Annotated in this window: 6 protein-coding genes; all 6 read right to left on the bottom strand. The window is 59.5% G+C overall.

Going from position 1 to position 14,549, the window contains the following annotated elements:
* Window positions 1-149: 149 nt before the first annotated feature.
* A complete protein-coding gene (locus KBY85_RS13855) occupies window positions 150-2,198 on the bottom strand; it encodes a vanadium-dependent haloperoxidase (RefSeq protein ID WP_254962047.1) in 2,049 nt (682 codons plus the stop codon).
* Window positions 2,199-2,864: 666 nt separating this feature from the next.
* Complete coding sequence (locus KBY85_RS13860; RefSeq protein WP_254962048.1) at window positions 2,865-3,101, bottom strand: DUF6447 family protein; 237 nt, start codon at window positions 3,099-3,101, stop codon at window positions 2,865-2,867.
* 76 nt (window positions 3,102-3,177) lie between these two features.
* On the bottom strand, window positions 3,178-4,257 hold the full coding sequence (locus tag KBY85_RS13865) for an HlyD family secretion protein (RefSeq protein WP_254962049.1): 1,080 nt from the start codon (window positions 4,255-4,257) through the stop codon (window positions 3,178-3,180).
* 53 nt (window positions 4,258-4,310) lie between these two features.
* Complete coding sequence (locus KBY85_RS13870) at window positions 4,311-7,250, bottom strand: peptidase domain-containing ABC transporter (RefSeq protein WP_254962050.1); 2,940 nt, start codon at window positions 7,248-7,250, stop codon at window positions 4,311-4,313.
* A gap of 3 nt (window positions 7,251-7,253) precedes the next feature.
* Window positions 7,254-8,015 (bottom strand): peptidylprolyl isomerase, encoded by a 762-nt coding sequence (locus KBY85_RS13875; RefSeq protein WP_254962051.1) that lies wholly within the window; start codon window positions 8,013-8,015, stop codon window positions 7,254-7,256.
* Between the two features lie 101 nt (window positions 8,016-8,116).
* A complete protein-coding gene (locus KBY85_RS13880) occupies window positions 8,117-14,290 on the bottom strand; it encodes a putative Ig domain-containing protein (protein ID WP_254962052.1) in 6,174 nt (2,057 codons plus the stop codon).
* Between the last annotated feature and the right edge of the window lie 259 nt (window positions 14,291-14,549).

The raw sequence follows: 14,549 nt of genomic DNA on the forward strand, positions 1-14,549 counted from the left end.
CCATCGAGGCTTCCACCTTGAAATCCTTGGGAAGAAAACCCCGGATCGTGCGGGCCTTCGTCGGACTTTCAACAATGACCAGGGTGTGACCCACAGGCACGCGGTGAACCGCTACCTCTTTATCGCACCGGCGGGCCCAACGGCGGAACTCAAGCCCAGATGTCCAAGTTGACCTGAGCGCTCGACCAGAGTCCATCGAGCCGGGCGAGCACCGATTTACCGAGGGTGAGATCGGTGAACCCTGGGTCCTGATCCGAGGCCAAGAAGGCCACATCACTTAGGGACTGGTGCTTCTTGAACACGTCGCGATGCAGCTCGATAAATTCGCCGGCCTGCAGATCGCGGATCCAGACCTCTCCATCGCCGGAGAGCCTGAAACGGTCAAGACCATCGCCGCCGAATAGGCTCAGATGGCCATCAGTCCCCGGGTCGATCAGCAGGTCGTCGCCGCCAAACCCATAGGACTCCCGCACACCCTCCGTGTCCTCGTCGGGAAGGCCAGTGAGCACATCCGCCGTCATGGTGCCGAATTCCTGACGAGTTGTGGCTGCGGCATCGTCCTCATCGTCCTCATCGCCGAAGAGGCTGAAGGCCTTCAAGCTGGCATTGGTGCCGGCACGGGTGCCAAGGATCTGGCCCTGCCAGTTGCCATCATTGAAATGAATGCCCCCATACAGGCGTGAGAGGCCGGCCTGCTCAGCGGCACCATTGAGGTAATCCCAGGACAGCGTGATCGCAGTACCAGTGTCCGGCTGCCCGTCAAAACCGTTGGGATCAAAGCGAGCGGCATCATCCGCCAATGTCACCGACTTTCCGAATACATTGCTGCCCAGATAATTACGAATGAAAGTTGAAGCTGCGCTGCTGTAAGCCGAGTGGCCCGAATTAACATCGGGAAAGCTTGGCGTCAACGCGGCAGGGTTCTGATATGGCCGCCAAGCCTGTCCAACAAGCGGGGTCTCACGCCAATCGGTTAGCGGTTCGCCCGAATCCGTCGTGGTGCGGCCGTAGTAGTACTCACGAATCGCCGTAATCGGGCGAACGGAGTCGAAGTGGTATTTAGTTGCCCAGGTGCCTATTGAAGCATCCAGCAGCGACTGGCTGACCCCAAAGCTCAGCTTCATCGCCTGATCAAGCGACAGCTGGCGATCCCGGATGAGGTCGTTGGTGAAGCCCATCCAAACACCGGGGGGGTAGGCAGAGCCAGGGCCCGCCTCCCAGTATTCCGCGATGGCCTTCTGTTCGGCCGTGAGATTCATGCTGTACTGCAACACCTGATTGAGTTCAGCCACAAACAAGGGGTTGAGGCTGCCGTCACTTGTGTAGGGGGTGAGAACGGAGTCGGGCATCAGCTCACGCCCCGAAGCGAAGGGGGTCACGCCACCCCACTGGGGCGTCAGCGGGCGCTGGCCGGGGAGCGGCTGCCAGGTGGTGTCGAGTGTGTCCCTGGGGTTGGCGGGGTCGAAGCGGCTTGGAGCGGGCTCATAGCCGGTGGTATCGGCATAGTTGTTCTGCTGATTCGAGCCATCCAGCAGGGCATAGCTGTTGATGGACGCAGACACCTGCCCCCCCAGGTTCAGTGCAATAGCGCGCAGAGCGGCGCCCTCTGGTGTTCCAGGCTGAAGGGCAGCCAGCTGCAGCTCCATCAAGGCTGCAGAGCGATCCAGCAATGTCTGCGGCAGCACGCCACCACTGAACAGGGTGGCACCCACCGTGCGAATCACGGTGTCGGCAGCTACTGCAATCACCGCATCGCGCAGGCGCTGCAATCCAGAATCTTGATCTAAATCATCCGTCTGATCGAGAAGATCCTCAAGATCTTGTTCGGATAAATGATTGTAAATCGAGCCCTTAGCGTCCTCATCAAAGATCGCCCAGCTGTCATAGAGAGCGGTGTTCACCAGGGCGTAGAGACGGGAGCTGATGGTGGGCCCCCTGCGAGCCGCAGTGGCCAGATCCAGGGCAAGCTGATTCCAAGCCAGCAGCTGATCGGGAGAGGAAGCAGTCTCAAAATCCCCATCGTCACCGCCATGGTCGCGTCCATCAAACTCAGACGTCTGAGCCCCACCTGGCGCGAGTTGGGGCGAGGGGGCCCCATCGTCATCGTCATCGTCAGACGATGCAGACCTCACCGCCGCCAGGGTCTTAGGAAGATCCACAGAGGCCGCCGCCAATGAGCGAACGATGCTGGCAGCCACTGGCACGGCGGCGGCGGCAGCCCAACTCGCACCCGACAGCGCCGAGAAGGAAACAGCAGAAGGCGTTGACGTCCCAGTCAGCACCAATGGGACCAGAGGGCTCTGAGAAACAGCGGTGGATGACGGTGCGCCTGCCACCAGTGACGCACTAGGGAACGAAGTCAGGCCGGCAGAGCGTTCAGCAAGCGACACGTCAACGCTCAACGATGACAAGGAGGAGCGCGAGTCCAGCCCCGCTAGATCCGTCAACACACCAGCATCAAAACCCTCATCTGAGCGGCGTTGCCAAAATTGCGAAACGGGCACTGGACTTTGCTACCGCAATACATTGAGTTGATCAAAACCCACCACACACGCAGGGTCAAGCAAACCCACTGCAGATAAGGGCGACTTCGCGCAAAACGAACATTGACACCTCAACGAGTTACGCCAAGGAACAATCGCGATTGATTGCGAAAACTTAAGACGCGCAATCTTTCGCAGCAATGGCAAGGCAAGCGGCTGCTCGAGCAAGGGCTATCAGAGGGCAACTTAATGAGATTTCGTTATCCACTATCAAACGAGTTTACGACCTTCAGCTATGATCAACCACGCTGGGAAGCTCCGCGCTCGTGTTGCGGCCTAAGTCGGCATGGCTCGAGTACCGCTCTATCCCAAGTGGCCTTGTCAGTTGGGCAAGCGGGCCGTCAACTCCTGAATCAGGGTGCGGCGGGCGATCTCGAGGTAATTCAGACGCCGCTTGAGCTGGGTGATCTGCTCTTCGCAGTCGCGCACAGCCAGCACCAGCTTTTGGGCCTCGTCAGGAAGGCTGTTGATGGGGTAATTGCGGTCACCGATTGTGAGAACAGGTTGCTGTTCGACAGCTGCTGGCGCCTCGCCAGCATTAGCAGGGATATCAGTCATCAGAGGATGTAAAGAATTAAAACAACGGGGAGAGTGAGGATCGCGGTGCCTTCGCGCAACGAGCGCGAAGTCCAGATCAGCGGCGTTCGGTCATGGGCTTGAACAGGTCATTCACGAAATCAAACACGAGACTAATCATCGGTTTCTCCTCGAGAACCACCCGTGCCGTGATCCCCATACCGGAACGCAAGGACTCCGCAGGGAAGCTCGCTGGGATTCCGGCCGGAGGAATACGGATGCGTGCCATGTAGGCCGGAGCCTGTCCCTTAGCATCAGGGGTTGAGGTGGTGGGGGAAATAGATTCCACCTCCCCCTTGAGGGTGCCGAAGTCATTGGACGGGAACGCATCGACGGTGATCTCGGCCGGCTTACCTGGCGTGATGGGAGCGGCCAGACGCGAGGACACCTGCACGGAAGCGATCAGGCCTTCTTTAGGAACAACCGTGGCGAGTACATCGCCCGCCTGCACCCGCTCTCCCTTGGACTGAACTGCCATTCGCTGGAGAGTGCCAGCGATCGGCGCTTGAATATCGAACTGCTTGGCACGACCCTGCAGCTCCTTCAGTTGGTTATTCACATCATTAAACTCGATCCGAAAGTTGGTTGATGCTTTTGCCATCTCGGCCAGGAGGACCTGGAACTCCTGACGACTTTGAAACAACTGGTTTTTCTTCTCAAGTAGCTGGACCTCCTGAACAGATCCTTGCTTAAACAAACCCGCCAAGCGCGCAACGATATCTGCATTAAGTTGAATCTGGGCTTTGGTCTGGAGCAGGCGATTACGGAAAGAGACCTGCTCCTGGTCGTTCCTCTGTTCCAGCATGGAAATCTTGCGTTTCAAGCTCTGCAAGCGTGGATCGAGATCCTCACGGCTCAGCACAAAAAGAACCTGTCTGGCGCTCACAGTCTGGTATTGCCGAACCTTCACCTCTGCCACCAAGGCAGTGTCAGGACTTTTAATGCTGACCTCAGAGCTCAATGTCTCAAGTTGGCCAGGGAGGTTTGAGGTCTCTTCGAGTTTGTTCACGGAAGCCCAGACCACAAGAGACACCGAACCGATGCTCAGCCCCCAGATCATGATCCTGGTCCAGACAGGTGGCGGAGTGAGCAGCAGCTGATGGTTCTTTTCAACCTCTCCTTCTGCAGAGGAGGACATGGATGATTGAACTCGATCTCCAGAGCTGAATAGGCGTGTAATGAGTGATTTCATCATCCACCCAACTGCTGCTGATAGAGGGCGAAATAACGCCCAGACTTAGCCATCAACTCATCGTGAGTCCCAACCGAATCAATTCGTCCTTCGTGCATCATCACAATCTGATCAGCCTTAGTGAGGGTTGACAAGCGATGGGTGATCATCAGCATTGTGCGGCCTTTGGCATGCCGGCGCAAGTTGCTTACGACCTGTTGTTCTGTATCAACATCCAAGGCACTGGTTGCTTCATCCAAAATGATCAGGCTTGGGCTCTGAAGCAGCATGCGCGCCAAGGCAATTCGTTGGCGTTGACCACCAGAAAGACCTGCGCCCTTTTCCCCGAGAGGAGTGCTGTAGCCATAGGGCAGGCTCATGATAAATTCATGGGCACAAGCCATCTTAGCGGCCTCTATCACCTCACTGGCCTCGGCCTCAGGATCGGCAACGGCAATATTGGAGTAGATCGATCCCTCAAAAAGAAGACAGTCTTGAGGCACAAAACCGAGCTGACGGCGTAGCGAATACAGTTCAACTTTACCGACGTCTAGATCATCAATCAGAACCTTGCCCTTGGTCGGCTCATAAAGACGCGGGATCAGCTTTAGAAGGGTGCTTTTGCCACAGCCACTCTGACCAACAATTCCCGTGAAGCTGCCGGCGGGTATCTCAAGACTGACACCAGCCAACTGCGGATTTGCTGTACTGCCGTAGCCAAAGCCCACTTGATCGAAGTTGATTCTCCCCTTGATCGGCGGCATCGCAATATTAGTCTCTTCATGATCACCTGTTTCCAGGGGCTGGTTAACTACATCACCAAGACGCTCCACCGCCATTGAAACTTCCTGGAAATTGTTCCAGGTACTAGCGAGTCTCAATATTGGCTGAGTAACGTATCCGCTAATGATTCGAAAGGCAATAAGGCCTCCCAACGTTAGCTCATTTTCCAGAACCAACCAGGCCCCCACGCAAATTACAAGGATGTTCGTTGTTTTATTGATCAGCTGAAGCGTATTTGAACTGGCCGTATTGGCGAGAACGGTACGAAAGCCTTTGTTGATATCATCCAAATGTCGATCTTCCCAGTTCCGACGAGCAGTTAGCTCGCTATTCTGGAGCTTGACGGTCTGAATACCATTCAGAACCTCAACCATATAGGATTGGGTTTTGGAGTGAGCTTCTGCCCTCTGGCGAATGAGCTTCTGAGTGACCGGCGTGAGCCCCAAGATAACGATCAGAAGCAGAGGAATACTTCCAAGGATAATACCCGAAAGCAGGGGAGAGTAAAAGAACATCACCCCGAAATAAAGCAGAGCGAAAATCGAATCCAAAACAACGGTAAGCGCAGTCCCGGTTATAAAGCTGCGAATTTTATCAAGCTCATTCAGACGGCTGGAAAGCTCGCCAACAGGTCGCCTCTCAAAATAACGAGCATTGAGACGAAGCAAGCGCGAAATAATTGACGAGCCAATCGTTATATCAATGCGGTTTGATATTTCCATGAACTGAAAGGTGCGCAGGCTGCTGAAGACAAGCTCAAGCAGCATGAACAACACCATCAGAACAGCGAAACCTCCGAGTGCACTCGAAGCACCCTGCCCGATCACCCGATCGATGATCTGCTGAAACAGCAAGGGTGTCGCCAAAGCGAAGAGCTGGGTGATGAAGCTGGCGATAAACACCTCCAGCAGCGGCAGCTTGTACTGACTCAAATAGGGCAGCATCCACCCCAGGCCAAAGCGTGCCCTGGGGGTATTCGAGCCCGCACTAACCACCACAACGCGCAGATTGGTGGCAGAGCTGGGTAGCAGCGACTCGACATTAATAAGCTCGATGCCAGCGGCAGGATCCAGGCACAGCAGACCATGGGCCGACGCTTCAACTATCAGCCGTGGCTGCTGATGCTCATCCAGAGTAATGGCTGGGGTGGGCAGCCGATTTGCATCAGCGGGACGGCAGGTGACAACCCGGCCAATCAGGCCGAGCTGATCAATCACGGTGATCAGCTTGTCCAAGGTGGGGCCACCCTTACTGGACACCAGAAACGTGCCAGCTTTGCGGAGGGTGTCTCGCCGAGTGGGAAGAGAGAAATGCTGGCTGATCATCGCCAGCACCGCCTCCTGTCGTTTTTCCGGGGTGCGCCCACTCACCGGCGCATAGCCCAGCTCCCGGAACCGTCGGCCAAGCTCCTGGCCGGTGGCGCTGCTAAGCAGGCCAAGGGCTGGCGCCAGAGAATCCGGCAATGGTCGTGCAGGCGGTGAAGCGGTTGGCGCAGGAAGCGATGGTGGTGTGGCTGAAGTTGGGCCAGCAATCGCAGTTGGCATGCTGGCCGCTCGCTCTCCATCCAGCTCAGACCAAACGAGCACCCGAGGTAGGGCGCTGTCGGACCAAAACTGGCGCAAGGTTGCGGCGCTGATCAGCTGACCATGTCGGAAGCCCCGATCAGGCCGATCCGCATAGATCAGGCCCGCGGTAGGGGCATCTAGATCCGAGGAGGTTGCCAGACGCCAGCGTCGCTGGTAAATCGCAGGGGTTCGCTGATCCAGCGGCACAGGCAGAGAACCCGTGGCCACCAAATGATGCAGCAGAGGTAGCTCACTGGGAGAAACCGCCTGATTCAGCAATGACTTCACCGCTGCCGCCAAGTCTGCCGGCAATGGAGTGACACCAAGCACGATCAGCTCACAGTTGGTGGAGGCGGTCACCTCCTCCACCAACTGCGTTTCCAAGAGGGCAAGGGCACCGCAGATGTAGGGAGCTTCGACACGCATCACGGTGAGGGAGCCGAAATGACGAGCGGGATCCAGCACACGACAGGAGCCGGAGAGAATCAGCAGAATTTCTTGACTGGCGGAACGGGTCTGCAGAACGGTGCCAGGCGGCACCTCGCGTCGGGGGCAACCATGCTGGCTGGCCAAAGCCTCAAGGGTCGCGAGCTGGGAATTAGAAATTTGCATGGTTCAAGACTTGCCGCTGTTCAACCAGCCGATCAGCGCTTGTAGATCACTCTGGATATCAGTACCAATCTGAGATTTGAAGCAAATCTCTTCAAGAAAACGCTTGGTATTGTCATCGTATTCGCTATCAAAGCGATACTCCATACGAATCAACGTATGCCATTCATCGGCCTGAAATGGTCCGATCAGATGCCCAGCCTGGGCAGTACGCAAACGCGCTGCCACCTCGGGGTGAGGGGTCGTGAGATCGACAGGACCAACAATGCCCTGTGTCTTTGCTTCCGGCCCGTTGGAGTACTGGGTCGCAGCCTCAGCAAAGGTGATCTCGCCGGCCTCGATGGCGTAGAAGAGCTCTTGGCAAAGCCCGGAATCAGCAACTCGTATCAAACCGTAGAGAACCCGATCTAGTTTCTCTTTGTACCGCAGATACAGACTTTCGCCAGAGGCCGTCACCAACTGCTCGCGGAGCTCGGCCCGGCGCCAAGCGTGGATGGCTTCGGAGACCAGATCTTCACTGGTCATGCCATGCGTGAGGCACCAGCGCTGACGATCCTCGAGAGTAGTCAGGCCATTCTCTTCACAGTACTGCTGAAGAGCAGCAGCATGGATCTGGTCGGGATCGGAAAGATCAGCATGGGCAAAAACCACCTCCCGCTCCTTGAGCTGGCGAACGAATGATTCGGCCATGTCAAAGCGGAACAGCAGTGAGATCAGATCCCTGCCACTAGCCTGTTCTAGCGCAAAGAGAACCGTGGTACCACTCACAGGCGAAGAAGAAGGTTCCAGAAAGCTTTAAGGCTATTCAGTTGAAATATTATCGCCAATAGCTAAATGGGCAAGAGGAGAATCCCGCATCAAGCGATGGTTCACTGGGAGGACTTTCTCAACCAAGGGAGTCCGCCTCCAAGTCTCACATGGCAGTCAAGTAGTTGCATCGACATCAGAGCGTCTGCAAGCCCAGGGTCAACAGCCTGGGCTGCTACCAGATCACGGCGCAACATATCCAGACTATTCCAGACATGAGGATCTTCATCGTCTCGGCACTGCTTGCGGATCTCGTCCAGCCAAGCAGTCCAGACGATATCTATCTCATCGAGGGGGTCGTGCAGCAACTGATCCAAACGCTGGTTGATCTGGGCGATCAGCTCACCGGGCCTGCTGGCACAGCCAAGCAATTGCCAGAGAGCACCCCCCTGGTTCAGATCGAGCATGGCTGGGCTTCGGGACCCAGCCGGGTCGGTTGGGTCGGTTGGGTCGAAGATCAGCGGCTGAGACAGGAGGCTCAGACGTCCCTGGACCAGACGAAGCTGTAGCTGGATGGGATGCCCGTCTCGCTGTGGCAAGCACAACGGCCACTCGGCCTCCAGCTCCGGGTTGCGACGCTGGAGTTGGATAGAGCGGCCAAGACCCGACTCGAGCAGAGAGCGAAACCCGCGTTCCACGCCACTGGGCATGACCAGCATCCCCATCATCAGGCCGACGATGGTGGATGGTTCTCCAACTTTGCCCATCAACTGGTTGAACAGGCTCTGCAGCGGGTTGTCCGACTCGGGCTCACCATTGCGCTGGCGCCTGAATGCTGACCCAGGCGACGACAGATCCGGCCGATCAGATTGGCCAGCACCAAGGGGGGCTTGGCCGCGCCCCGTGGGGCGGCCGGTCGCGTCCTCGCCATCGAGAGAGGTGTCATCGGAGCCATTGCGACGGCCACCAGTCGGAGCTGTCTCACCACCACCAGCGGAAGCCTGTGGCCCAGCGACCGAGTAATCGGCACCCGCACCACTTGATCCAATCGCGTCGGCGTCTGTGCCGGCTGCATCTGGGGCAGAACTCACGGCATCAACAGGGGGAGTGGAAGCAGGATTTGGCGCAGGCGTCGGCGACGGAGAAGGGGGTTGTGCTCGCAGCGGAGCAGGCGTGATTGGTGCAGCCGTGATCTTCACTGGGGCACCCGGGTCATCGATCACGCCGAGGGTGAGATTGTTATCGCCGAAGCCGTTATCCGTCAGGGTCAACAAGATCTTGCTGATGCGCCGCTCGCCATCGATGCTCTGCACCACGAAGCGGGCGCCATCCCCCACAGGCTGCCCAGCGGCATCGAACCGTTGGGTGAAGTCGTACCAACCGGGCTGGGTGATCGGCCGTCCATCGAGATCCCGCAGAACCAGCCCCTGCAGTGCCGCTGCAGCCACAGTGTCTGGCGCCACGAACTTGCGGTAGGCATTGAACTCGCCCTCCAGCAGGCCAGAACCGGATACATCCAGTTCAACCACCACCTGGGTGCCGAGCCGCGAGGGATCTGCATCCAAAAAGGCATTGGCATCCGCCGCCTTGAGAAGAGTGAAGCTCAGGGGATCCCATGGCATTGCCATCACGGCCCCGTCCTCCAATCCCGCGTCCATGGCCAGACCCGCGAAGCGGTCGTCGTCCTTGGCAAGAACAGTCAACTCCCGGACCTGATAAGCGGCCTCCGCCTGGCTGTACAACTTCTGTGAAGCCGGATCGGTGGATGAGCGAACCCTCAGCATCACCACGGAGCGGTCATCCTCAAGGGTGCCCTCCACCGCCGACTGGAAATCCGCCTTGCTGCGCCAGGCCAGCAAGTGGGAGGCGCCCAGATTCGCGAGTTTTGCCAGGTCATCGTCGACGGCGATGCTGCGTCCCTTGCGCTTGAGCAGATCAGCCAGTTGTCGCTCCATCGCCGGCGTGGCCACATCAGGCGCCCCCTCCGAGCGGGTCATCAGCAGTGCCCGCTCCCACGGACTCTGGCTGAAGCCATAGCTGGCGCCTTCGTCATCGGATTCAACGCGGCTGCGCGTGGCCAGCTCGATGGCCACGGTGCTACTGGGTTGACCGGGAGCCAAGATCTCAAGCCAGTTCAGATCAAACGCTGCAGCCTCCCGGGACACCAGTTTCGCCAGCTCGCTGATCGGGATGCGCCACTCCCGATCAGCGTCGTCGTTTCCAGCCATCGCAGCCAGCCAAGTGCTCTCCAGCTGAGCCGCCTGCTCGGCGTTCAGCCCGGCCAGTCGACGGAACGCCGCCGAGAGACGCAGCGTCAGGAGCTGATCGGAGCGCAGATCGAGCTCGACACTGTCCTGGTCGTCACCGAACTGCAGGGACGGTGACGCAAACAGATCGGCCAGACCCACCAGCTGACCGCCATGCACTGAAGAGTGATGGGGATTCACATAGAGGGGAACCAGCTCACTAAGGGGATTGAGCCGCAGCTGAATGGTCTGCGCGACGGATTGGAGACCATCGCTGGCGGCAATGGTCATGGCCGCCTGGATGGGCTGCGTCAGGCCTGGGATGGCGCATTCCAGAAGCGCACGCCCCTCGCTGTAGACGACCCGAATCGCCTCGCTCAGTAGGCGTTCCTGGTCCTGATCCACACCGCTGAATCGGAGGCTGTACCGCAGGGCATCTCCATCGGAATCACGGAACAGGCTGTCAAGTGCGTAGCGCTCCACGGTGCTGTCGTTCAGAGCCAGGCTCCCAGGCCTGGCAGCCAGGGCCGGGGCCACGTTCTTGTCGCTACCCACGTTCAAGCGGAAGATCTGGCTGACGGCATCGCCATCTGAGCCTTGTGCCTGAAGCCGCACGGCGTAGTTGCCGAGCTGCTCAACGCCTGGATCGAAACGCAACTCGAACAGGGGAGTGCTGCTCAGATCGAGCAGGTTCAGCACTCCATCGTCAGTGCTGCCATCGGCAAGCCCCAGGCCCAGTCCACCCTGCTTCTCGTCCTTGAGGGTGAGATCAATGCGAACGGGACGGCCAGGGTCGTCGAGTCGGAAGTTGAGGGTGAGGAAGGATTCACCGGGTTGATCGCCCAGGGCCTGGCCCAGGCCCATTGCCGGCAGGCTGGCGGCGCTGAAGCGCAGCCGTTGCTGGCCGAGACCGGTGAGATCGGCGCTGCGGAACAGCGGGAACAGATCGCTAATGGCCTGGCGGAGATCAGCTGGCTGATCCGGCGAGAGGGTCAGCCCCTGCCATTCCAGATCGAGATCGATACCGATCACCCCAGGTGAGGTGCTGGCGCTGCGCAGATCGGCCACGCTGATGGCGAGCTGAACACCTGTACCGGCCCGCAGGTTGGCAAGATCAGCCGCGCTGATCAGCTCACCGGTCTCCAGCAGCCGCAGAACCGGCTCCACGGTGATCCGCTCCGATCGCTGCGGAGATTGGGCGCCTCTATCCAACAGGGTGATCCAGCCGGCCTGATCGGCGCTCACCGGTGTGAGACTGCCGTCGATGCCGCGACGCAGCAATTCGAAGCTGTAATCGAGCTGACCACCTCTGAGCTGCAGGAAGGCGTCAGCGATCTCCACAACGCTGGACTGGCCGGGCTTAAGTCGAAGGTCTTGCAGGACCTGGTTGACCTCCACCAGCCCATCGGCAGCCGTGATGCCGAGATCAAGCTGATACGTGCTGGTCAGGCCGCTGCGGTCGGCGGCGATGAACTGGAGGCTGAGCAAGCCGCGATCATCAGTGCCAGGGCTGAGGCTGAGTTCACCGGTCGCCGAATTCCAGCTGAGCCAGTCGGGTATACCCAAGCTGGAGGTGCTGCGGGCCTTCAGGCTGTAGCTGAGTGCGTCGCCATGGCGGACATCGATATCACTAAATATCGAGTCGAGATCCAGTTGGAAGCGCGAGCCGACCTGCAGCAGACGCCCCTCGCTCGCCGGAACGAGGCGATTAGGCGCCTGATTCACGTTTTGCACCGTGAGCTGGAAGGTGCTTGCTGCTACGGCACCATCACGATCCAGAGCACGAAAGCTGACGGTGTGCGTGCCAACAGCGGCGTTATCGGCCAAGCCGCTGACGCGCCCCGTCTGAGGATCGAAGCTCAGCCAATCGGGTGCCTGCACCTCGAAACGGAGTCGATCGCCGATCAGTCGATCGTCATCACGGAACAGGGAGGGGAGGTCAAAGCTCAGGCTCTCTCCCTCACGGATGGTGCGCTGCTGCGGCAGCTCACCCACCTGATACGGCGCTCTGTTGAAGGTCTGATCCACCACCTGAAGTTGCAGGCGGGTGCTGGCGAGGAGACCATCGCGGTCTGTGGCACTGAGGGTGAGGCTGACGGGATCCGCGCCGGCAAGGGGCGCAACACCGCTGAGCAGGCCCGTGAAGGGATCAATCCGCAGCCAGCTGGCCAGGTCAGGGTGTCCTTCGAGATCGAGGCTGTAGTTGAGGCTGTCGCCGGAATCCTGATCGCCGAACAGATCCGTCGGCAGGGTGATGCTGAACTCTCGCTGCTCTCGCAGCAGGATCAGCGGCAGCTCCTCGCCACTCCACTGCGGGGCGTCGTTGACGTTCTCGATGCGCAGGGAAATGGTCTGAACCGCGCTGGCACCGCTCTGATCACGGGCTTCCACCTGCAGCAGCCAGCTGCCCACCTGGGCCTGGTCGGGATTGCCTCCTAGCACACCGGTGGTCGCATCCAGGACCAGCCAATCCGACTGAGCATCAAGCAGCCGGAAGCTGAGCCGATCGCCCACCCCGAGATCCTGATCGCGGAAGAAGGCGCTCAGATCGAGCTGCAGAGGCTGGTCCTCCAGAGCGGTGAGCGGCGGGGCCGCCAGGACTTCGGGGGCGTCGTTGACGTTGTTGATCACCAGGCTGAGCTGCTGCTGCCAGCGGCGTCCGTCGGCGTAGAGGCCTTCCGCCAGGAAGCGCTGCTCACCCACCTGGCCCTGGTCGGCCAGGCCATGGATCACCGGAATCAGCGCTGGATCACTGCCCACCGCCAGCACACGGGCGGGATCAAGGGGCAGATTGCGACTGGTGGGCAGTTTGTTGGGGCTGATCTGCAGATTCAGCCCCTCAGGCCCGATGCTGCCCACCGCGAATACCAAACTCGCGAACAGATCGCGCAGGCCATCCCCCAGCACGGACCCTGTCCCAGAACTAGGCAGTGCCGCGGCCCCCAGGCCGCTGAGGCGGCCGGCGGCAAGATCAAGATCACCACTGTCCCGGAACAGGGGCAGGCTGGGGTCGAGGGTGACCTTCTGCAGGTTCAGGGCAGCCGGATCCCACTGCAGATCGAGATCCAAACCGATCAACCCGGCACCATCAGCACGGGTGTCGGTGACCACTAGATCAGCCTGAACCAGGCTGCCAGGCTGCAGGGCGGCGATATCCTCAGGGCTGAGCAGGTGACCCCCTCCATCGCGGAAGAGGGTCTCGATCACCAGCCGTTCAGCCAGGGTGGCATCGGGGCGGCGCTGCTCCATTGCCAGCCAATCAACCGACCCCGTGGTGAGCGGCTGGAGCTGCAGAGACACCAGCTGCCCATCCAGAGGAAACAGATCCGACAGCGCCAGGCTGAAGGGCTGATCCTCGTCCAGAACAAAACGGTGATCAGCGCCCAGCTGGCTGAGGGGAGCCAGGGGAACGCCAGCGCCATCGACAGCCTGCCAGCTGAGCTGCTCCAGCCCACGCCACTGGTCGATCAGCGGAGCCTCACTGGCATGCACCGTGGCCGTATCAACGCCGGCACCGGTATCGATCCAGAGCTGATCTGGCTGGCCGTGCAGGAGAACGATGGCATCATCGCCATCACCGAGCCGCAGTGCCTCCAGGCCCGCCAGCAGGTCGATGTCGCCGCTGCCCTTACGAACCAGCAGCTGATCGCTGTTGAAGGCATCCCACAGCAGTGGAGGCGGGTTGGCCTCCAGCAGCGTGGAGGGCAGCAGGTGGGGCTCGTCCACAACGGTCAGCCCCGTCAGCTGATCCAGATCCACCAAAGTGGAATAGTCGGCCAGATCCAGATCTGTGCTGCCCTGAAAGACAGCGCTGCCGTGCTGGCCGTTGAGGCTGGCAACGGCAGCATCAATGCGCGCCCAGTCGAGGCCACTGGCAGACACTTCTGCCAACGGGAGATTGAGGGGTTCCGCAGCAACGCCGAGCTGAGCAAGGGGGTCCGTGGCCGCCAGCACGGGCTGGCTCAAGAACCCGAAAGACAGCGGGTCCTGCTCCAGAGGAACAGACCACTGGCCGACGAGGAAGTCCTTTTCGATTGAAGTGGGAGCCATCAATGCGAACGTCACCTGCGAGGCCACTGCTGGACCTCAACCCCCATGATGACCGGCAGGAGGCTTGCTTGGACAAGCGGGAGCCACAGCGACGTTTTGGGCACACTGGCGCCCGCAAAATGATGAGAACGTAAAAAAAAGCCCCGGGTGATCCCGGGGCTTGGGCTGCCGCTGATCGGCCATCAGCAGATCAGACGTTCGTCAGCGCGTACTGCTGGCTGTGCTGCTCTTCCCACTGCGTCACCACTGAGGAGGCGAG

It is taken from the genome of Cyanobium sp. BA5m-10, assembly GCF_024346255.1.
Taxonomy (GTDB): domain Bacteria; phylum Cyanobacteriota; class Cyanobacteriia; order PCC-6307; family Cyanobiaceae; genus Cyanobium_A; species Cyanobium_A usitatum.